A 19,844-nucleotide genomic window follows, 5' to 3' on the forward strand; every position below is an offset into this window, starting at 1 on the left:
CACCAGCGTTGGCCAGCTACGAGGAGATGACCAGAATGACGCAACTGCCCTCCGACGATGAGCGCCTGGCCCGGGCGGCCCTGTCCCGGCTGATGGAACCGTCGGACTGGATCGGACTGGCCCTGGTTGCCGTTGCCGGTCCGTTCGACGCCTTGCGTATCGCCACCGGACAGATGACCGCTGGGCACGGTCTGCAGGCAGAGCTGCTCAGGACCCTGGACCGAGAGACAACGACGGGCACCACGCAGCCGCTGTCCGATGCCTTGGAACGCTGGGCACCGCGGGTCAAGGATCTGGCGCCGGAACGCGACCTCGCTGTCGTGGGCAGACTCGGCGGCGCGCTGCTCATTCCCGGAGATGCAGTCTGGCCGGCAGCCCTGGCCGACCTCGGGCTCGGAGAACCGCTCTGCCTCTGGGCACGGGGCAGGTTCACAGACGGCATTCCGGCGGTCGGAGCAACGGTGGCCGTTGTCGGCTCCCGTGACAGCACCAACTACGGCAACCAGGTAACTGGCGACATCAGCAGCGGACTTGTGCAGCGGGGGTACTGTGTCATCTCCGGCGGCGCCTACGGAATTGACGCCCAAGCGCATCGATCGGCACTTGCCGCGGAGGCGGACCACGTCGCGACCATGGCGGTCATGGCCGGCGGTCTCGACCGCTACTACCCGGCAGGTAACGAGGAACTGCTCCGGGCCATTGCCAGCCGGGGCATACTGCTGGCCGAGGTGCCGCCCGGTGCCGCGCCAACACGATGGAGGTTCCTGCAGAGAAACAGGCTGATCGCAGCGTTGGCGTCAGCCACCATTGTTGTGGAAGCGCGTTGGCGCTCCGGTGCTCTGAACACAGCGCACCACGCAGCTGGCCTTGGCCGGGGCGTGGGCGCGGTTCCTGGATCCGTCTACAGCGCCAACTCGGCCGGCACGCACCGGTTGCTGCGCGACGGCAGCGCAACGGCCATCACCGACGCGGCGGAGGCGGCCGAACTTGCTGGACCGGTTGGAACCGCCCTCGAGCCGGGAACCCTGGAAACGTTGGCGGACCACGACGGTCTCGGCGTGGATGACTTGCTGCTGCTCGATGCCTTGCCAGTTCGCCGAGGAAGCACCGTGGACAAACTCGCCATAGTCGCCGGAATCCCGGTCCGCTCGGTGCTGGCCGGGCTCGGCCGACTGGAGGCGGCAGGGCTCGCCGTGCCGGATGCCGGCGGCTGGCGGCGCGGGAGGAGGGGCTGAGCGAGGACGGAGGTGCTGAGGGCCGGACAACGGTACCTGAGGATGACAATCAGGTTGGCGAAGTCAGCGCCTTCGGGGCGTGGCAGGGCCGGGCGCGACAGAAAGATCGAGGCTGCCCCCGTGCGCCTGCTTGAGTTCGCCTCGCCCGGCCAGCAAAGTAAGGGGATGAGCTCTGCAGATATACCCGAAGCGCAGGGCACACACCCACTTCCGGAGGCTTTTGATTCTGCTCTGGATGGCTTCGCCCGCTATCTGAGTGCTGAACGTGCCCGCTCCGAACACACCGTCCGGGCCTATCTGACCGACGTCAGGCATCTGCTCGGCTACGCCGCCGAGGCCGGAGCCGCAACGTTATCGGATATCTCGCTCGGGACCCTGCGCTCCTGGCTCGGCGCGATGAACGGCGCCGGCATGGCCAGGTCCACGCTGGCGCGGCGCACTGCGACGGCCCGCAGCTTCATGGCCTGGGCGCTGCGGGAGGAGCTCATCAGCACCGACCCGTCGCTTCGGTTGAAGGCGCCCAAACGCAACAGCTCGCTGCCGACCGTGCTGCGGCCGGCCCAGGTGGACGAGTTGTTCCGCACCCTCGCGGACGAAGTAGCGGACGGCCAGCCGCTGCCGCTCCGTGACCGGGCGATGATCGAGTTGCTCTACGCCACCGGGATCCGGGTCAGCGAACTGTCCGGCCTCGACATCGACGACGTGGACAACGAACGGAGGACCATCCGGGTACTGGGCAAAGGAAACAAGGAGCGCACCGTACCGTTTGGCCTACCGGCCGCCGTCGCCATGGATGACTGGCTGCGCCGCGGCCGCCCCAAACTCTCCGACGCCCAGAGCGGCCCGGCCGTGTTCCTGGGCCAGCGGGGCAAACGGGTGGACCCGCGGCAAGTCCGCTCCGTTTCGGCCAGGCTTTTCGCTCTGCTTGGCGATACTTCGGCCACCGGGCCGCACGCGTTGCGGCACAGTGCTGCCACCCATCTGCTGGACGGGGGAGCGGACCTGCGGGCCGTGCAGGAGATTTTGGGACACAGCACCCTGGCGACCACACAGCTCTACACCCACGTCTCGGTGGACCGGTTGCGGCGCAGCTACCAACAGGCGCATCCGCGGGCTTAGGCCGCGGGTAGCAGGAACCAAAGGGTGGAGGGAGCAGCGAGTAGGGTTGTGGACACCGCGGGGTTGCGGGAGCGGCGAGCGGGGTTGCGGAAGCCACAGCTCGCGGGAGCCGCGAGCCAGGACGCAGGGCCCAACGACGCAGGTGGCGGGCCCGGAACAGGCCTGCTTGGGCTGAATCCGCGACACGCAATGGCACATTGGTAGTTACACTGGCGCAATTCGCCGCCGTACGGCACAATGAGGATCGAAAGCGTCGGAAACAGCAGTACTGACACTGACAAGTTCCATCTGTCTCAAGGCTGAAGGTCGTTGGGGAAGACGTACCTACAGCAAATGGAGGATGGGATGTCTGTTGTGATGACTCGTGGCGTGCTGTTTGTGCATTCAGCACCTTCGGCATTGTGCCCTCATATCGAGTGGGCGGTCGGATCGGTCGTGGACAAGCGAACCGATCTGGAGTGGACCGCTCAGCCTGCCGCGCCCGGAATGTACCGGGCCGAGCTGTCGTGGGTCGGGGCCCAGGGGACCGGCGCCATGCTGGCTTCTGCCCTGCGCGGCTGGGCGCACCTGCGCTACGAAGTGGCCGAAGAACCAAGCCCCGGCGTCGACGGCGGCCGCTGGTCACACACACCCGAACTCGGGATTTTCCACGCAATGACGGACGTCCACGGCAACGTCATGGTGAGCGAAGACCGCATCCGCTACGCCTACGAAGCCGGAGCCGGCGATCCCGCCGCTGTCTACCACGAACTGTCGCTCGCCCTGGGCGAGGCCTGGGACGAAGAACTCGAGCCGTTCCGCCATGCAGCCGAAGGCGCCCCCGTGCGCTGGCTGCACCAGGTCGGCTAACCGCGGGCTTCCGAACCCTCCTCCAGCAACGTAAAAGGGAGGGCGGCCGGTGTTTTACCGGCCGCCCTCCCTTTCGTGCTGCCCGCGGGCGGCACACTCAATCAGGCGTAGCGATTAGACGTTGCGGAACACAACGACGGCGTTGTGCCCGCCGAAGCCGAAGGAGTTGTTCAACGCAATGATGTCTCCCTGCGGCAGATCGCGGGCCGAGGTGACCACATCCAGCGGGATCTCCGGATCCTGGTTTTCCAGGTTGATCGTCACCGGCGCGCGGCGTTCGTAGACGGCCATCACGGTCATCACGGACTCCACTGCGCCCGAGGCTCCGAGCAGGTGGCCGGTCTGCGACTTGGTGGCGGAGACGGCCACGTTGGAAACGTGGTCGCCGAGCGCGGCCTTCAGAGCGGTGTACTCCGGCTTGTCGCCCACCGGGGTGGACGTGGCGTGGGCATTGACATGCACCACGTCGGTCGCCTGCGCCCGCGCGTCGAACAGTGCAGCCTTCAGCGCCCGGGTGGCGCCCAGCCCCTCGGGGTCCGGCGCCGTGATGTGGTAGGCGTCGGCGGTGACACCGGAACCGGCAAGTTCGGCGTAGATGCGGGCGCCACGGGCCAGGGCATGCTCCTCGGCCTCCAGCACCAGCGCACCGGCGCCTTCGCCCATGACGAAGCCGTCGCGGTCCATGTCGTAGGGACGCGAAGCATGCTCGGGGTCGTCGTTGCGCTTGGACAGTGCCTGCATGGCGCTGAAGGCGGCGATCGGCATCGGGTGGATCGCGGCTTCGGCACCGCCGGTCATCACGACGTCGGCCTTGCCTGCACGGATCAGTTCAACGCCCATGGAGATGGCCTCGGTGCCGGAAGCACAGGCGGACACGGGGGTGTGCGCACCGGCGCGGGCGCCCAGGTCCATGCTCACGGCGGCCGCGGGACCGTTCGGCATCAGCATCGGAACCGTCATCGGCAGCACGCGGCGCGGCCCGCGGTCACGCAGCGTGTCCCACGCATCGAGCAGCGTCCAGACGCCGCCGATGCCGGTAGCGAAGGCCACGGCCAGCCGGTCGTGGTCCACCTCTTCGATGCCGGAATCCTTCCAGGCTTCGCGCGATGCGACGACGGCGAACTGGGTGGAGGGATCCATCCGCTTGGCTTCGACCCGGGTCAGTACTTCGTCCGGACGGTTGCTGGCCTTGGCGGCGAACGTCACCGGCAGCTCGTATTTGGCTACCCAATCATCTTCGAGGGTATGGGCCCCGGAAACGCCCTTGAGGGCATTCCGCCACATCGTGGGGACGTCGCCGCCAATCGGGGTGGTGGCGCCGAGGCCGGTGATGACTACTTTGCGTGCCATTGATTCAGTCTCTCAATAGTGATTGGGCGATAAATCTGGTGCGGCGGCCGGACTGGGGGATCACCCGCCGGCCGCCGAATCCCGGGCAGACCCGGGCAACGCGGAACTAAGCCTGGGCGTTGACGATGAAGTTGACGGCGTCGCCGACGGTCTTGAGGTTCTTGACCTCTTCGTCCGGGATGCGCACGCCGAACTTTTCCTCGGCGTTGACCACAATGGTCATCATCGAGATGGAGTCGATATCCAGGTCGTCGGTGAAGGACTTGTCCATCTCGACAGCCTCCGGGGCCAGGCCGGTCTCTTCGTTGACGATCTCGGCCAGACCGGCCAGGATTTCTTCGTTGCTAGCCATGGTGGCTCCTTTTCTTGTGCTGCCGGACGGTGTCCGGACGGGGTTTCAAACCGCGTTTTGCGGCCTGGTTCTGGTTGGAATGTAGGGGAGGCCCGACTACCGCAAGGCAGTCTACGGCAGGACGATGACCTGCGCGCCGAACACCAGACCGGCACCGAAGCCGATCTGCAGCGCCAGTCCGCCGGACAGCGCCGGGTTCTCCTGAAGCAGGCGGTGCGTTGCCAGCGGGATCGAGGCGGCAGAGGTGTTGCCGGCGTCGGCGATGTCGCGGGCCACGACCACACTTTCGGGCAGCTTCAGCTGCTTGACCATCTCGTCGATGATGCGCATGTTCGCCTGGTGCGGGACGAAAGCGGCGAGGTCTTCCGGCTGCAGGCCGGCGGCTGCCAGCGCCTGCTTGGCCACCTTGGCCATTTCCCACACGGCCCAGCGGAACACGGACGGCCCGTCCTGGCGCAGTGTCGGCCAGAGCTTGGTGTCCTTCTCGTCAAAGGTGTCCGAGACGGCGGACAGCGAGCCGGCGGCCTCGGCGGCCAGCGACAGTTCGCGCACCGAATTGAGCGAGTGGGTCATGCTGATGGTGTCCCACTTGCTGCCGTCGGAGCCCCACACCGGCTTGCTGATGCCCGGGATGTCGGACGGGCCCACCACGACGGCGCCGGCGCCGTCGCCCAGCAGGAAGGAGATGGTCCGTTCGGTGTTGTCGATGACGTCGGAGAGCTTCTCGGCGCCGACCACCAAGACGTAATCGGCGGTGCCGGAACGCACCAGGGCGTCGGCCTGGGCAATGCCGTAGCAGTAGCCCGCGCACGCGGCGGAGATATCGAAGGCGGGGGCCGGGGTGGCGCCTACCCGGTCGGCCAGCGCAGCGGCGGCTGACGGCGTGGCGTACGGATGCGACACGGTGGAGACGATGACGGCCCCGAGCTGGTCGCCGGTGATGCCGGCCTGTGCCATCGCTTCCTTGGCGGCGCCTTCGGCCATGTCCAGCACGGAGGTGTTGGCGTTGGCCCGGTGGCGGGTGACGATTCCGGTCCGCTGGCGGATCCATTCGTCGGAGGAATCGATCCACTGGCAGACGTCGTCGTTGGTGACGATGACGTCGGGGCGGTAGGCGCCGATTCCCAGCACACGAGAGAAGTCGCGAAGCGGGGTCTGCTGGATAACGGGGGTGCTCACTTCTCGGATTCTCCAGACATGCTGTTCGTAACGGGGGTCTGTTCGGTATGTTCAGCGATGAAGGCCCGGGCTGCATCCAGATCCTCCGGCGACTTCAGCGACATGGTGGCCACGCCCTTCATGCCGCGTTTGGCCAGCCCGGCCAGGGTTCCGGCCGGCGGCAGTTCCAGCAGTCCGGTGATGCCGACGGACAGCATCTTCTCCATGCACTTGTCCCAGCGCACCGGGCGCGAGACCTGGGCGATCAGGCTGTCCAGGTTTTCCTCGCCGCCGACGACGGGTTCGCCGTCGTAATTGGAGAGCAGGGTCAGCGCCGGCATCGCCGGTTTCAGCTGCGGGCGCAGGTTCTCCAGGGCGCTGACCGCGGGAGCCATGTGTTCGGTGTGGAAGGCGCCGGCGACCTTCAGCGGGATCACCCGCGCCTTGGCCGGCGGGTTCGCGGCGAACGCCTGCAGTTGCTCCAGCGTGCCGGCGGCAACCGTCTGGCCGCCGCCGTTGGCGTTGGCAGGGGTCAGGCCCGCGGCCTCGATGGCGGCCAGCACTTCGTCCGGATCGCCGCCGAGCACGGCGCTCATGCCGGTGGGGGTCTGCGCGGCGGCACGGGCCATCGCGTTGGCCCGCTCGCGCACAAAGTTCATCGCATCGTTCTCGGTCAGCGCGCCGGACACCGCGGAAGCGGTGATTTCCCCGACCGAGTGTCCCGCGACGACGGTGGAGAGGTCCAGTGCCTCGTCCACAGTCAGTGCGCGGGCGGCCAGCAGGCCTGCGGCGACGATCAGCGGCTGGGCGACGGCGGTGTCCTTGATGGTCTCCTCATCGGACACGGTGCCGTGGGAGAGCAGGTCAAGCTGCGCGATGTCGCTGAGCAGCCCGAGGTGTTCGGCCACGCCGGGTACCTCAAGCCAGGGGCTGAGGAATCCGGGCGTCTGGGAGCCCTGGCCTGGGCAGACTATTGCAAGCACGTATCAAGCTTTCCAAAGAGGAGATGGTTTCCACGGTGTTTCGGCACACGAAGCTCGCCGGACCGCTTTGTAGGAAGTCTACAAGGTAGTGCCGGTTGCCGCAGGCTAGGGCCGGGACGGCGCGCGCTCTTTCGGGCCCCGCGCCGGAGCGATCAGCCGGCCCACGCCGAGCGCCGTCTGCAGCACGAAAGCCTCCCGGGGCAGCAGCGGGTCCCAGCCGGTCACATCGCAGACCCGGCGCAGCCGGTAGCGCACGGTGTTGGCGTGGACAAACAGTTCGCGCGCGGTGGCTTCCAGCGAATGCCCCAGCGACAGGTAGCTGGAGAGCGTTTCCACCAGCCCGTTGCCGGCGTTGACCAGCGGCACGTAGATGTACTTGTAGAGGTCCCGGCGGGCAATATCGTCGCCGGACATCACCCGTTCCGGCCACAGGTCGTTGGCAGCCACCGGCCGCGGCGCCGCGGGCCAGGCCTTCGCGGCGCTCAGCCCGGCGAACGCGGCCTGCGCCGAGCTGCTGGCGTCCACCAGCGAGCGGGCCTCGGGCCCATAGACCACGGGCCCGGGGCCGAAGAGGTCGGCCAGCCGGAGGAACGCCGTGTCCTGGTCCGTCACACCGCCCAGTACCAGGATCAGCCGGTCGCCCTGAATGCCCACCAGCGTGTCCGCGGCGTAGCGGGAGCTGGCGCGGCGCAGCTCGGTCACGAAGCTGGGGCCCGGTTCGCCGGGGGAGCCGCCCACCATCACCGTGATCGGGCCGGTGGTCTTCCAGCCGACGGCGGCAATCCGGGAGCGCAACGCATCGGAGCTTTCGCCGCGCAGGATCGCATCCACCACCAGCGCCTCCAGCCGGGTGTCCCATGAGCCGCGGGTCTCGGCAGCGCGGGCATAGACGTCGGCGGCGGCGAAGGCCACTTCGCGCGAGTAGCGCAGCACGGCTTCGCGCAACTGGGCCTCGTCGCTGCCGCCGGCCAGGTCCGGGACTTCGTCCTCCACCGCTTCGACCACCACGCGGATCAGCTGCAGGGCGCGCTGCAGGCTGATGGAGCGGGTCAGCTCGGTGGGGGCGGTGCCGAAGACGTCGTTCATCACCCAGGCGGGGGAGGTGGGCCGTTCGTACCAGGTGACAAAGGACGCGATGCCCTTCTGCGCCACCAGGCCCAGCGCGGACCGTTCATCCGGCCGCAGCCCGCGGTACCAGGGCAGGTCCGAGTCCAGCCGCTTCAGCGTGGCGGTGGCCAAGGCGCCGATTTTGGACCGTAGCCGGTCCAGTGTCTCGGGGTTGCCGGTGGCCGCGCGGTCGGCCTTGCGCCCTGCGGCGGCGCGGCGGCGCGCAGCTGACGGTGTCGACGTCGGCTTGTTCTCGGCGGACTCCACCGCGGACTCCACAGCGGACTTTTCGGCGTTCTGCCCTGCTGCAGCCGCGGCCGCCGAGGCGGGCTGCGCAGGAGGCTGCGCGGCAGCTTTGGCGGTGTCGGTCCGGGCTTGGGGCATGCAATGAGCATACGCACTCGCCGGTGCAAGCTCCATTCGGTCTTTTGTGTGGTTCCTACTAAAACAGGCGGCGGACCCGGCCGTGAAAGGCTGGGTCCGCCGCCTGGATAGTGGCGCTGTTGCCGGGTTTAGGAGTCGCCTCCGGCGTTGCCCGAGGTGCCGGCGTTGACGTCCATCAGCCGGTACTTCTCGAACGCATCCTTGGCCATATTCGCGTCGACCTCGCCGCGCCGGGCCAGCATCTGCAGCGCCCGGACCACGATCGAGTGGCTGTCGATCTTGAAGAAGCGCCGGGCGGCGGCACGGGTGTCGGAGAACCCGAAGCCGTCGGCGCCGAGTGTGGCGAACTCGTTGGGCAGGTACTGCCGGATCTGGTCCGGCACGGCCGCCATGTAGTCGCTGACCGCCACGATCGGGCCGGTGGCACCTTCAAGCTGCTGGGCGACGAACGGCTTGCGCGGCTCCGAACCCGGGTTCAGGAAGGCATCTTCCTCGGCGGCCAGGCCGTCGCGGCGCAACTCGTTCCAGCTGGTCACGGACCAGACATCGGCGGAAACGCCCCAGTCATCGGCGAGCAACTGCTGGGCCTCCAGCGCCCACGGCACCGCCACGCCGGAGGCCAGCAGCTGCGTGCGCGGCCCGTCGATCTTGGCCGGAGCCAGCAGGTAGATGCCCTTGACTATTCCCTCGACGTCCAGTTCCTCTGGTTCCGCGGGCTGGACGATCGGCTCGTTGTACACGGTCAGGTAGTACATCACGTTGGGATCCGGATGGTTCCCGCCGTACATGCGCTCCAGTCCGGAACGCATGATATGCCCGATTTCGTAGCCGTAGGCCGGGTCGTAGGTGACCACGGCCGGATTCGTCGAGGCCAGGATCGGCGACTGCCCGTCGGCGTGCTGCAGGCCTTCGCCGGTCAGCGTGGTCCGGCCCGCGGTGGCGCCGATCACGAAGCCGCGTGCCATCTGGTCCGCGGCGGCCCAGAAGAAGTCGCCGGTGCGCTGGAAGCCGAACATCGAGTAGAAGATGTAGATCGGCACCAGCGGTTCGCCGTGGGTGGCGTAGGAAGATCCGACGGCGGTGAAGGCGGCGGTGGAGCCGGCCTCGTTGATGCCGGTGTGCAGGATCTGGCCCTGCGGGGACTCCTTGTATGCCAGGACCAGGTCGCGGTCCACGGACAGGTAGTTCTGGCCCTTGGGGTTGTAGATCTTGGCGGTCGGGAAGAACGAGTCCATGCCGAAGGTCCGGGCCTCGTCCGGGATGATCGGCACCACGCGGGCACCGAACTCCTTGTCCCGCATCAGGTCCTTCAGCAGCCGGACGAACGCCATGGTGGTGGCGGCCTGCTGCTTGCCGGAGCCGCGCCTGGCCACCTCGTAGGCCTTGTCGCCGGGCAGGTGCAGCTGCTTGTGCTCGGTCCGGCGTTCCGGCACGGACCCGCCGAGGGCGGCGCGGCGTTCCATCATGTACTTAATCTCCGGGGCGTCGGCGCCCGGGTGGTAGTACGGCGGACGGTACGGATCGGCCTCGAGCTGCTCGTCCGAGATCGGGATGCGCAGGTGGTCGCGGAAGTCCTTCAGGTCCTGCAGGGTCAGCTTCTTCATCTGGTGGGTCGCGTTGCGGCCCTCGAAGTGCGTGCCCAGGCCGTAGCCCTTGACCGTCTGGGCCAGGACCACGGTGGGCTTGCCCTTGAACTTGGTCGCGGCATCGTAGGCGGCGTAGACCTTGTGGTAGTCGTGGCCGCCGCGCTTGAGGTTCCAGATCTGCTCGTCGGTCATGTCCGCAACCATTTCCTTGGTCTGCGGAGTCTTGCCGAAGAAGTGCTCGCGGACGAACCCGCCGGACTCGGCCTTGTACGTCTGGTAGTCGCCGTCGAGGGTGGAGTTCATGATGTCCACCAGCGCGCCGTCGCGGTCCTTGTCCAGCAGGTCGTCCCACTCGCGGCCCCAGGTCACCTTGATCACGTGCCAGCCGGCACCGCGGAAGAACGCCTCAAGCTCCTGCATGATCTTGCCGTTGCCGCGCACCGGGCCGTCCAGGCGCTGCAGGTTGCAGTTGATCACGAAGGTGAGGTTGTCCAGCTTTTCGTTGGCCGCCAGCTGCAGGAAGCCGCGCGACTCCGGCTCGTCCATCTCGCCGTCGCCCAGGAACGCCCAGACATGCTGGTCCGAGGTGTCCTTGATCCCGCGGTTGTGCACGTAGCGGTTCAGCTGTGCCTGGTAAATGGCGTTGGCCGGGCCGATGCCCATCGAGACGGTGGGGAATTCCCAGAACTCGGGCATGGACCGCGGGTGCGGGTAGGACGGCAGGGCGTGGCCCTCGCGGGACTTTTCCTGCCGGAAGCCGTCCAGGTCTTCCTCGGTCAGCCGGCCTTCCATGAACGCGCGCGCGTACATGCCGGGGGACGCGTGGCCCTGGAAGAAGACCTGGTCGCCGCCGCCGGGGTGGTCCTTGCCGCGGAAGAAGTGGTTGTAGCCCACTTCGTAGAGCGTGGCTGCGCCGGCGTAGGTGGAGATGTGCCCGCCCACGCCAATGTCCGGGCGCTGGGCGCGGTGCACCAGCATGGCCGCGTTCCAGCGCATCCAGGCGCGGTAGCGGCGTTCGGTCTCCTCGTCACCCGGGAACTCCGGTTCCTGGTCCACCGGAATGGTATTCACATAGTCGGTGGTGGTCACCATTGGCACGCCAACACTCTGCGCACCTGCACGCTGCAGGAGGGAGCGGACAATGTACTGGGCCCGTTCGGTGCCCCGGGAATCCACCAGGTCGTCGAAGGACTCAATCCATTCGGCGGTTTCATCGGGATCGCGATCCGACAGCTGGCTTGTCAGCCCGCTCAGGATGTGCGAGGTATCTTCTCCTGCGCTCACGTCCAACCTCTCATACGTGCAGATTGTGTCTGCGCTTTACGTGGCATAGCGACCCGGCGCAAGGTCCGGCCGGGAGGATATTCTTCACTGCCACTCTAACTGTTCACCGCATTACAGCGCAGCCGAAGCCCCGCATGCCAGTTATTACGACGACGGCGCGCGGGCTGCGTTATCGGCTGCCTCGGTGCCGCCCCGCGAAAGGAGGGTGCACTGTCACCGACCCGCCGCACCAAAACCGGGCGCACCGCCGTCGTACTTGTTCCGTGTCCCCCTCAAAAGAGGGGCGCGCCGGGACAAAATTCCGCACCGTCTTGCGGGTGGCTTGAAGCGATGGCGATTAGGGTGTTGGCTTGTAACTAGCAACACGCTCACCTGTGACCGGTGGGCGGATCAATACGTTCCATACAGGAGGAGCACAGTGGGCGAGGCCGAAGCCGCCGCGGTAGAGAATGTGGCAGGCAATTTGGGTTTCAAAGACGGAGACCTGATCCAGGAATTCGGCTACGACGAGGACGTGGACTTCGATCTGCGCGACGACATCGAGGACCTCACCGGCTCCGAGCTGCTCACCGAGGACGACCACGACGTGGTTGACGCGGCGATCCTGTGGTGGCGCGACGGCGACGGGGACCTGGTGGACACGCTGGTCGATGCACAGACCACGCTCGCCCCGGGTGGCGTGGTGTGGCTCCTGACGCCGAAGTCGGGCCGCGACGGCTACGTGCCGGCATCCGATGTCCAGGAAGCGGCGCCGACCGCCGGCCTGCACGTGACCACGTCCGCCGGCGTGTCCAGCGACTGGTCCGCGAACCGGCTGGTCAACAAGCGGACCAACAAGTGAGCGTGGCTGCACCGCACGTGGGCCGGCCCGCGCCCGATTTCGAGCTGGCCAACCAGTTCGGCGAACCCATCAAGCTGTCCGCGCTGCGCGGCGGCAACGTGGTGGTGGTGTTCTACCCGTTCGCATTCTCCGGCATCTGCACCGGCGAGCTGTGCGAGCTGCGCGACGACCTGAGCGTCTTCCGCAACGAGAATGCCCGCGTCATTGCGGTCTCGGTGGACCACAAGTTCGCGCTGCGTGCCTTCGCCGAGCAGGAGGGCTACGAGTTCGACCTGCTGGCAGATTTCTGGCCGCACGGCGAGGTGGCCAAGGCCTACGGCGTGTTCGACGAGGAATCCGGCATGGCGCTGCGCGGCACCTTCATCATCGACGCCGAGGGCATCCTGCGGCACGAGATCCGCAATCCGCGCGGCCAGGCCCGCGACATCCAGGAATACCACCGCGTGCTGAAAGAGCTTTAGCCGCCATGGAGCTGCTGGCGCCGGCGCTCGAGCTGCTGGCCGGACGCCGTCTGGCCGTCCTGACCGGCGCCGGCCTCAGCACCGATTCCGGCATTCCGGATTACCGCGGCCCCACTTCGGTGCCGCGGACCCCGATGACCTACCAGCAGTTTGTCGGGGATGAGGAACTCCGCCGCCGCTACTGGGCCCGCAACCACGTTGGCTGGCGGCACATGCACCACGCCGCACCGAACCCCGGCCACTACGCGCTGGCCGCGATGGAAAGCAACAGCGTGGTGGGCGGGCTGATCACGCAGAACGTGGACCGGCTGCACGAAGACGCCGGCAGCGTGAACGTGATCGACCTGCACGGCCGTTTTGACCAGGTCGTCTGCCTGAACTGCGGCGACGCCACTACTCGCACCTCGCTGGCGCGCCGGCTGGAGGAGCTCAACCCCGCCTACGCCGCCACCGGGGATGCCGGCGACGTGGCCCCGGACGCCGATGCCGACGTCGCCCACACCGCCCACTTCGTGGTGGCTGATTGCCTGGTCTGCGGCGGCATGCTCAAACCGGACTTCGTCTACTTCGGCGAAAACGTGCCCAAAGACCGGGTGGCCGCCGCCTACGACATGGTGGACGACGGCGATGCGCTGCTGGTGGCAGGTTCCTCGCTGACGGTGATGAGCGGCCTGCGCTTTGTCCGTCACGCCGCCAAGCAGGGCAAGCCGGTGGTTATCATCAACCGCGGCGCCACCCGCGGCGACAACTTGGCCGACATGAAGCTGGAAACCGGCGTCTCCGAGGCGCTGGGCTATCTGGCTGCGGAGTTGCCCGGCCTGCTCCAGCAGCCCGCCTGAAGCACCCTCAACGTCGCCTGAACCACTCCCGAAACGGACGACGGCGGAGCCTCGAGACTGTGCCCTGGCCCACCTGAGCAGCCAGTCAGGTTTATCGTCCTATCGTGTTGATTGCCACGGAGGTTTAGTTGGCGTTCAGACCCATTTATCCGGTAGAGTAAATCCTCGTGATGTTGCGGCGGATAACGCTCCGCGGTCCCGCTTTCGACATTACAACGGGTCTTTAGCTCAGCTGGTAGAGCGCCACGTTTACACCGTGGATGTCATCGGTTCGATCCCGGTAGGACCCACGTTCAACCCCGTGTTTCCCAGGCGAGACTGCCTGGAAAACACGGGGTTCTTCGTTTCCCGGCCACTCCTTGGGTCCTAGCAGTTGTGAGCTGAGTGCGGGATTGCCGAATCCTGAGCAGATCTTAGGCCGCGGCCTCCCGGTTCAGGGGTAACGTTTGTCTCCCGGCGACGACTACATGGGGGTAGGGAAACCGGATTGATGAGGTGACAGCCCCGCCGTCTGTGGGGGAGGGGCGGGGCTGTTCCTCATGGCCGTGGGATGTGCCGGATGAAGTATTCGTCCGTGTGCAGCATCCGGCGGCGGTTGAACCTGTTTTCGCGAATCCAGACCACACCCAGCCCCGCGGCCGTACTCTCCACGCGGCCCCGGTAGTAGACCACGTCGTTTTGCCCGGCTTCCACCTGGTCTCCCCGATGGAACTGGGAAAGATCGGCCAGCCACACCGGACGATCGGCAAGATCATCGTCCCGCTGGTGCTTTTCTGACATGACGGCCTCCTTGGAAAGAGCGTTCCTCTCCATGGTGCAAGCACGACGTTGCAACGGCGTTTCCGGGACGTTATTTCGAGGCAACGGCCCCTATCCTTGCCGGCGGGCAAGCGGCGGCCGGGGATGTATGGACAATCGAGGCCATATTCCCGCCGCTGACACCTGGGCAGTAGTATCGGGCCCGCAAGGTTTAAAAGGGAAAGGCACTGTCCCGGGGAGGGACAGTGCCTTTCGGGCAGCCGTTAGATGGGGGATCAACGGGACTGCCAGGGGATCGGCGGTGCAGCACTTGGAGATGGGGGCTCCAAGGCGTTCAAAAGGCAACCGCCTCGGGCTAGTCTGCCACGGCGATGGGCATTTCTCAACCACAATCATTGAACTTCCCAACGTGTCGTCCTGAGTGCGTAGTTTCGCGGCAAAAACCAGCCCCGCCCAAGGCTAGTCGCGCTCCACCTAAGCTGCGCAAGAGCTGATGTTTCGCGCAATCTGAGCCAAGGCTGAGCCGACGTTGCGTCATGCAATAACGGTTAAGCAACGGAGCTTTCGAACCCTCCACAACCACCCGACCGTCTGTAAAGCTGTACCGGTCATGCTGGTTTTCGTTGGGGGCAACATTGGACAGATTCTGCCGCAGTGCAGGCCACACCTTCATCCACACGCGCACGGTCACGTCCAGACGCTGCGCCTATTGCGGGACCCATCGCTGGCCGTGGTCGGTGCAGGACCCGGGCCAGATGTCGCGGCGGGACCTGGTGGAGGAAAGCACGCTGCTCGCGGCAACCCAGCACAACGTCTTCAATCCAGAGGCTCCTTTGGTCATGCCGCTCGACGTCGAAACGGGCGAGGACAATGCCGGTGCCGCTGCCGGCCCGGGTGCTCCCGCCGAAGAAGCTGCCGGTGATGAGGCCATCGACGCCTGGCTGCGCTTCCGCCCCTCCACGACATCGGGCGAATGAGCGCAAGGTAACGCCGGGCCACTTAGCCCGTGTGGCCGGTCGCGACTAGGCTTGTTGAGGAACCTCGGCCCGCTCGGGCTGTTCGCTGACGTCCCTGCCCGCGGGGACCGCCCACACTTGGAGATTCAATGAGCGCACACATAGGTGTGACAGGTCTGGCCGTCATGGGTGCCAACCTGGCACGGAACTTTGCCCGCAACGGCTATACGGTCGCCCTGCACAACCGCTCGGTGGCAAAGACGGACGCGCTGCTGCAGGCGCACGGTGACGAGGGCGACTTCATCCGCACCGAATCGCTGCAGGAACTGGTGGACAACCTGCAGAAGCCGCGGCGCGTGCTGATCATGGTCAAGGCCGGCAAGCCGGTGGATTCGGTGATCGAGCAGCTGGTCCCGCTGCTGGAGGAAGGCGACATCGTCATCGACGCCGGCAACTCGCACTACGAGGACACCCGCCGCCGCGAAGCGTCGCTGGCCGAGAAGGGCCTGCACTTCGTGGGCATCGGCGTTTCCGGCGGCGAGGAGGGCGCGCTGCTGGGCCCGTCCATCATGCCCGGCGGCTCCCGCGAGTCCTATGACTCGCTCGGACCCATGCTGGAAAAGATCTCGGCCAAGTACGACGGCGAGCCCTGCTGCCGCTGGATCGGCACCGACGGCGCGGGCCACTTCGTGAAGATGGTGCACAACGGCATCGAATACGCGGACATGCAGGTCATTGGCGAGGCCTACGACCTGCTCCGCACCGGAGCCGGCCTGGAGCCGCAGCAGCAGGCTGAGATCTTCACTGCCTGGAACAAGACCGAGCTTTCGTCCTTCCTGATCGAAATCACCGCAGAGGTGCTGGCCCACACGGATGTCAAGACCGGAAAGCCGTTCGTCGACGTCGTCGTTGACTCGGCCGGCCAGAAGGGTACCGGCCGCTGGACCGTCGTCTCGGCGCTGGAGCTCGGCTCGCCGGTCTCCGGCATCGCCGAATCCGTCTTCGCCCGCGGCCTGTCCTCGCAGCGCGGCCAGCGCGCCATCGCCCAGGACGTCCTGACCGGTCACGAGGAGGACGTCGAAGTGCCGCAGAGCTTCGTCGAGGACGTGCGCCAGGCGCTGTTCGCCTCGAAGCTGGTCAGCTACGCCCAGGGCATCGACATGCTTGGCTCCGCCGCCGGCGAGTACGGCTGGGAGCTGAAGCTGGACGAGATCGCCTCGCTCTGGCGAGCGGGCTGCATCATCCGCGCCGAACTGCTGGACGACATCATGAAGGCCTATGCCGGCGACTCCAAGCCGGAGAACCTGCTCTTTGCGCCGGCCTTCGCCGAAGCCATCGGTGCTGCCGTCCCGGCCTGGCGCCGCGTGGTGGCCACCGCCGTGCAGCTGGGCATCCCCGTGCCGGTCTTCTCCTCCTCGCTGGCCTACTACGACGGACTGCGCCGCAAGCGGCTGCCCGCCGCCCTGACCCAGGGCCTCCGCGACCTCTTCGGCGCGCACACCTACGGCCGTACCGACGCCGAAGGCACCTTCCACACCCTCTGGAGTGGAGACAAGTCCGAGGTCGAAGCGGTCGACACGCACTAATCACGCGGTGACCAAAAGGTTGTCCCGACCGGTGAAGGCCCAAGGATTCCCCAACGCTGATCGACCAAGGTTGCTCTGCAACCGCGTGGAGATCCCCAGGACCGAATGCCCCGCAACTGCTCAAGCAGTTGCGGGGCATTCGGCTTATACGCCACGTCCGAACACAGTGCTCCGTGTACGCGGGCAACACTTGATCTACTTGAGCGACGAACGTTCTGGCGGACCTTGGGACAGGATGCCGGTAGCGGCGGCACCCCACGGAACAAATCGGTTGGTGGCCGCGTAGCCACCGGGCGTTGCCGTTTGAACTAGACCCCAGCCGCTGATTAGTGACGCAAAGCCTGGAGAATCGGACGTTCCAGGTACGTAGCCGTGATGTGCGAGGCATCGAAGTAGGTGACTACTGAACCGACAACGGCAGGGCAGGAGCCATCGGCGCAGAAGTATCCGTCCATGTCCACGGTATGGATCCTTGTGTGGCCCATATCCAGGGCTGCCGTGGTGACGGGGTCCATCCAATGCCACTCTTCCCTCGTGCCCGAACATTCCTGCGCATTGCCGGGGTTCTCGGCGAGGCAGTCCGGAATCGAATCGATGGTGTTGCCCGGGTAGGGCGGATCCTTGATCACTAGAACGTTGGCGCCGCTGTCCGCCCAACGGGACAGGTAATCCTGGTAGCCTTCAACGGCAGCTTCTTCAGTGCTGTCCCACGACTCGCTCTGGACCGGAACGGATTGGCGTTCCGACGTAACGACCAGATCGAACGCATCGCCCGAAGTCTCATCCAGTACCCACTCTCCGTAGGCCGTGCAATTGGCCGTTTTCTCCTCGGCATCGAACTGCAAAGGTACCGAAGTCGGGTTGCACCCGTAGCGGGTGCCCATACTGAAAGGTGCCTTATTATCAGTGGTCGCGCCTGGTCCCCACCACGAACTGACATCCAACCTAGGCCGTGGTAGCGACGCGAATTCAACCACAGGTCACAGACCCCCCCTGACCCCACCGATTGTCCGAAGAGCGCCATTGAATCAACCCGGTACAAAGTGATTTAGCGATAGATCCGCGGAACTGGAATCTATTCCTGAGGCCGATCAGCAGCAGCTGGCGCTTTACCCACGTCATGGCGTGCAACAACCCGAATACTGATTCGTCACTAACAACGCTTATTCTGTGGTTGGTCTCGTATCGAAGCGGGACAGTCGCACTTTAGTTGGGGAAGAGGACATAGATGTCTTATCTAGATGGGCGCTTGGATACGGGCCGCCGCTTCTGGCGAAGGAAAAGCATTACAACATTGGCCGTGGCGGCTCTCATTGGTGGAGGGTTCATCGCCGCTCCTGCAGCCGTCGCTGCCCCAGGGTCAAGCCCGGTTTCGGTCTCCACAGTCACAGTCGTGCCGCAGCCTTCGATATCTGGTTCGGTGAAAGCCGGTTCTACCGTGCGGCTGAATATCGGTGACTTGGAACAAGCCTTTGACTGGGGCGTCGAGTGGTATCTCGACGGTGTCTGGCAGGATGTCGACTCCTGGGGTCCGGAATATCCTTATGTCTTCACCATTCCGGCAAACGCGGTCGGAAAGAGGCTGTCCGTCAGGGGCTGGGTCTTTTGGCCGGATGATGAAGCCCAGGAGTACGACGTTGATGGCGGGATAGTGATCGGGAAGGCGTTCACCAAGACAGGTACCCCGACTATCGGGGGGGCCTCAGCCGTAGGTAAAACTCTCACCGCACAACCGGGCACTTGGTCGCCCAATGTCACATTTGGTTACCAATGGCTGCGCAACGGAAAGATCATCAGCGGGGCCACCAAGTCCAACTACAGCCCTTCGGCTGCGGACGTCAACCAGTCGGTGGCTGTGAAGGTAACAGCCACCAAGGTTGGATATACAACCCTTTTCAAGACGTCGGCAGCCAAGAAGATAGAGGCTGGTTCACTTAAGCCAGCCCAAGCAGCCACAGTGAGCGGGACGGCCAAGTACGGTTCGACTCTGAAGGTCAGCACGAAGTGGCCCAGCGGGGCGAAAGCTACCTACCAGTGGTACCGCGGCTCCAGCAAGATCAACGGCGCCACCAAGGCCAGCTACAAGCTGACCAAAACCGATATCGGCAAGACCATGAAGGTTGGCATGACCGTCACCAGATCTGGTTATGCGACGTATAAGACGTCTGCCAAATCGGCGAAGATCGGTAAGGCGTCGTTCTCCATCAAGACTGCGCCCAAAATTACCGGAATCAAGAAAGCCGGACACACGCTGAAGGTGAGCAAGGGCAGATATTCGGCAACACCGTCGTTGTATGGATATCAGTGGTACCGAGGGGCTGCGAAGATCAAGGGCGCGACGAAATCAAGCTACAAGCTCACTATGTTGGATCGTGGCAAGAGGATTTCTGCCCGGGTCACGGTGAAGCGCAGCAGTTTTTCCCCGACGAGCTTCGCCAGCAAGGCGGTTTCCATTTCGGTTCCCCCCAGGACCGTCATCAGCCGCGACGGAACGTACAAAGTTGGAACGGGTATTAAACCCGGGCTGTACAAAGCGAGCAGCAGCGATGGATGCTACTGGGCGACCCTTCAAGGGTTTTCCGGCTCTCTATCGGACATCAACAACAACTACTTTGGAACCGGCAACACTTACGTGCGTATCAAGGCCTCGGATAAGGGATTCAAGACCAGCCGCTGTGGTAACTGGAAGACCGTTTCCAGCAGCGGCGCGAATGCTAGCAAAATCACCAAGGACGGGACTTACAGGGTCGGTGTAGATATCAAGGCCGGCACCTACGTGAGCAATGGCAAGGGAAACTCGTGCTACTGGGCGACGCTGGACGACTTCACCGAGGATCTTGATGACCTGCGGGACAACTACATCGGGTCGGCACGAACCATAGTTGAGATCCCCAAGGACGCCAAAGGGTTCAAAGTCCATAGATGCGGAACACTCGTCCGCGAGTAGGGCTTTGACGTAACAAGCGGCTTGTCTGCCTTCCTGAAGCAGAGTGGC

The 19,844-nt window shown here is 65.4% G+C and carries 17 protein-coding genes and 1 tRNA gene; 10 read left to right on the forward strand and 8 right to left on the reverse strand.

Features of this window, described 5'->3' with window-relative positions; all coding sequences use genetic code 11:
- Nucleotides 1-26: 26 nt before the first annotated feature.
- From dprA to MNQ99_RS08800, 3 genes are all read left to right on the forward strand, one after another.
- Entirely contained in the window at nucleotides 27-1,235 is a 1,209-nt protein-coding gene (dprA, locus tag MNQ99_RS08790) for a DNA-processing protein DprA (protein ID WP_422387525.1), read from the forward strand.
- Between the two features lie 165 nt (nucleotides 1,236-1,400).
- Nucleotides 1,401-2,354: a tyrosine recombinase XerC gene (locus MNQ99_RS08795; RefSeq protein ID WP_241915157.1), complete on the forward strand. Its 954-nt coding sequence runs from the start codon at nucleotides 1,401-1,403 to the stop codon at nucleotides 2,352-2,354.
- 345 nt (nucleotides 2,355-2,699) lie between these two features.
- Complete coding sequence (locus tag MNQ99_RS08800; protein ID WP_127514818.1) at nucleotides 2,700-3,203, forward strand: DUF3145 domain-containing protein; 504 nt, start codon at nucleotides 2,700-2,702, stop codon at nucleotides 3,201-3,203.
- 114 nt (nucleotides 3,204-3,317) lie between these two features.
- On the opposite strand, the gene fabF is transcribed toward MNQ99_RS08800, so the two are convergent.
- From fabF to aceE, 6 genes are all read right to left on the reverse strand, one after another.
- Entirely contained in the window at nucleotides 3,318-4,553 is a 1,236-nt protein-coding gene (gene fabF / locus MNQ99_RS08805) for a beta-ketoacyl-ACP synthase II (RefSeq protein ID WP_127514821.1), read from the reverse strand.
- 106 nt (nucleotides 4,554-4,659) lie between these two features.
- Nucleotides 4,660-4,905: an acyl carrier protein gene (locus tag MNQ99_RS08810; protein WP_127514824.1), complete on the reverse strand. Its 246-nt coding sequence runs from the start codon at nucleotides 4,903-4,905 to the stop codon at nucleotides 4,660-4,662.
- A 111-nt stretch (nucleotides 4,906-5,016) separates the two neighbouring features.
- Nucleotides 5,017-6,084 (reverse strand): beta-ketoacyl-ACP synthase III, encoded by a 1,068-nt coding sequence (locus MNQ99_RS08815; protein WP_127514827.1) that lies wholly within the window; start codon nucleotides 6,082-6,084, stop codon nucleotides 5,017-5,019.
- On the reverse strand, nucleotides 6,081-7,046 hold the full coding sequence (locus MNQ99_RS08820; protein ID WP_127514830.1) for an ACP S-malonyltransferase: 966 nt from the start codon (nucleotides 7,044-7,046) through the stop codon (nucleotides 6,081-6,083). Before MNQ99_RS08820 ends, MNQ99_RS08815 begins: the two co-directional genes overlap by 4 nt.
- Nucleotides 7,047-7,151: 105 nt before the next feature.
- A complete protein-coding gene (locus MNQ99_RS08825; protein ID WP_241915158.1) occupies nucleotides 7,152-8,537 on the reverse strand; it encodes a PucR family transcriptional regulator in 1,386 nt (461 codons plus the stop codon).
- Between the two features lie 128 nt (nucleotides 8,538-8,665).
- Entirely contained in the window at nucleotides 8,666-11,407 is a 2,742-nt protein-coding gene (gene aceE, locus MNQ99_RS08830) for a pyruvate dehydrogenase (acetyl-transferring), homodimeric type (RefSeq protein WP_241915159.1), read from the reverse strand.
- A 418-nt stretch (nucleotides 11,408-11,825) separates the two neighbouring features.
- On the opposite strand from aceE, the gene MNQ99_RS08835 reads away from it, so the two are divergent.
- From MNQ99_RS08835 to MNQ99_RS08850, 4 genes are all read left to right on the forward strand, one after another.
- Entirely contained in the window at nucleotides 11,826-12,248 is a 423-nt protein-coding gene (locus MNQ99_RS08835; protein ID WP_127514835.1) for a DUF3052 domain-containing protein, read from the forward strand.
- Between the two features lie 2 nt (nucleotides 12,249-12,250).
- Nucleotides 12,251-12,709, forward strand: coding sequence for a peroxiredoxin (locus MNQ99_RS08840; RefSeq protein ID WP_241915160.1), 459 nt, complete (start codon nucleotides 12,251-12,253; stop codon nucleotides 12,707-12,709).
- 5 nt (nucleotides 12,710-12,714) lie between these two features.
- Nucleotides 12,715-13,548 (forward strand): NAD-dependent protein deacetylase, encoded by an 834-nt coding sequence (locus tag MNQ99_RS08845; protein WP_241915161.1) that lies wholly within the window; start codon nucleotides 12,715-12,717, stop codon nucleotides 13,546-13,548.
- 217 nt (nucleotides 13,549-13,765) lie between these two features.
- Nucleotides 13,766-13,838, forward strand: a tRNA-Val gene (locus MNQ99_RS08850).
- A 247-nt stretch (nucleotides 13,839-14,085) separates the two neighbouring features.
- Here MNQ99_RS08850 and MNQ99_RS08855 read toward each other — a convergent pair.
- Nucleotides 14,086-14,328: a hypothetical protein gene (locus MNQ99_RS08855; protein WP_127514841.1), complete on the reverse strand. Its 243-nt coding sequence runs from the start codon at nucleotides 14,326-14,328 to the stop codon at nucleotides 14,086-14,088.
- A 734-nt stretch (nucleotides 14,329-15,062) separates the two neighbouring features.
- On the opposite strand from MNQ99_RS08855, the gene MNQ99_RS08860 reads away from it, so the two are divergent.
- Nucleotides 15,063-15,284, forward strand: coding sequence for a hypothetical protein (locus MNQ99_RS08860; protein WP_241915162.1), 222 nt, complete (start codon nucleotides 15,063-15,065; stop codon nucleotides 15,282-15,284).
- A 128-nt stretch (nucleotides 15,285-15,412) separates the two neighbouring features.
- A complete protein-coding gene (gene gndA, locus MNQ99_RS08865) occupies nucleotides 15,413-16,849 on the forward strand; it encodes an NADP-dependent phosphogluconate dehydrogenase (protein ID WP_241915163.1) in 1,437 nt (478 codons plus the stop codon).
- Between the two features lie 326 nt (nucleotides 16,850-17,175).
- Here the strand turns inward: gndA and MNQ99_RS08870 are convergent, their stop codons facing one another.
- The gene (locus MNQ99_RS08870) at nucleotides 17,176-17,733 is read right to left on the reverse strand and encodes an SGNH hydrolase domain-containing protein (RefSeq protein ID WP_241915164.1); all 558 of its coding nucleotides are present in this window, start codon (nucleotides 17,731-17,733) and stop codon (nucleotides 17,176-17,178) included.
- A gap of 344 nt (nucleotides 17,734-18,077) precedes the next feature.
- Here MNQ99_RS08870 and MNQ99_RS08875 point away from each other — a divergent pair, with 344 nt between their 5' ends.
- Entirely contained in the window at nucleotides 18,078-19,796 is a 1,719-nt protein-coding gene (locus MNQ99_RS08875) for a hypothetical protein (RefSeq protein ID WP_241915165.1), read from the forward strand.
- Nucleotides 19,797-19,844 lie beyond the last annotated feature (48 nt).

This window comes from Arthrobacter sulfonylureivorans, assembly GCF_022637435.1.
Classification (GTDB): Bacteria; Actinomycetota; Actinomycetes; order Actinomycetales; family Micrococcaceae; genus Crystallibacter; species Crystallibacter sulfonylureivorans.

Coding starts and splice junctions, on each gene's coding strand:
- dprA (WP_422387525.1), top strand. CDS start 27: ATGACCAGAATGACGCAACTGCCCTCCGACGATGAGCGCCTGGCCCGG.
- MNQ99_RS08795 (WP_241915157.1), top strand. CDS start 1,401: ATGAGCTCTGCAGATATACCCGAAGCGCAGGGCACACACCCACTTCCG.
- MNQ99_RS08800 (WP_127514818.1), top strand. CDS start 2,700: ATGTCTGTTGTGATGACTCGTGGCGTGCTGTTTGTGCATTCAGCACCT.
- fabF (WP_127514821.1), bottom strand. CDS start 4,553: ATGGCACGCAAAGTAGTCATCACCGGCCTCGGCGCCACCACCCCGATT.
- MNQ99_RS08810 (WP_127514824.1), bottom strand. CDS start 4,905: ATGGCTAGCAACGAAGAAATCCTGGCCGGTCTGGCCGAGATCGTCAAC.
- MNQ99_RS08825 (WP_241915158.1), bottom strand. CDS start 8,537: ATGCCCCAAGCCCGGACCGACACCGCCAAAGCTGCCGCGCAGCCTCCT.
- MNQ99_RS08845 (WP_241915161.1), top strand. CDS start 12,715: ATGGAGCTGCTGGCGCCGGCGCTCGAGCTGCTGGCCGGACGCCGTCTG.
- MNQ99_RS08855 (WP_127514841.1), bottom strand. CDS start 14,328: ATGTCAGAAAAGCACCAGCGGGACGATGATCTTGCCGATCGTCCGGTG.
- MNQ99_RS08860 (WP_241915162.1), top strand. CDS start 15,063: ATGTCGCGGCGGGACCTGGTGGAGGAAAGCACGCTGCTCGCGGCAACC.
- gndA (WP_241915163.1), top strand. CDS start 15,413: ATGAGCGCACACATAGGTGTGACAGGTCTGGCCGTCATGGGTGCCAAC.
- MNQ99_RS08870 (WP_241915164.1), bottom strand. CDS start 17,733: ATGGGCACCCGCTACGGGTGCAACCCGACTTCGGTACCTTTGCAGTTC.
- MNQ99_RS08875 (WP_241915165.1), top strand. CDS start 18,078: ATGTCTTATCTAGATGGGCGCTTGGATACGGGCCGCCGCTTCTGGCGA.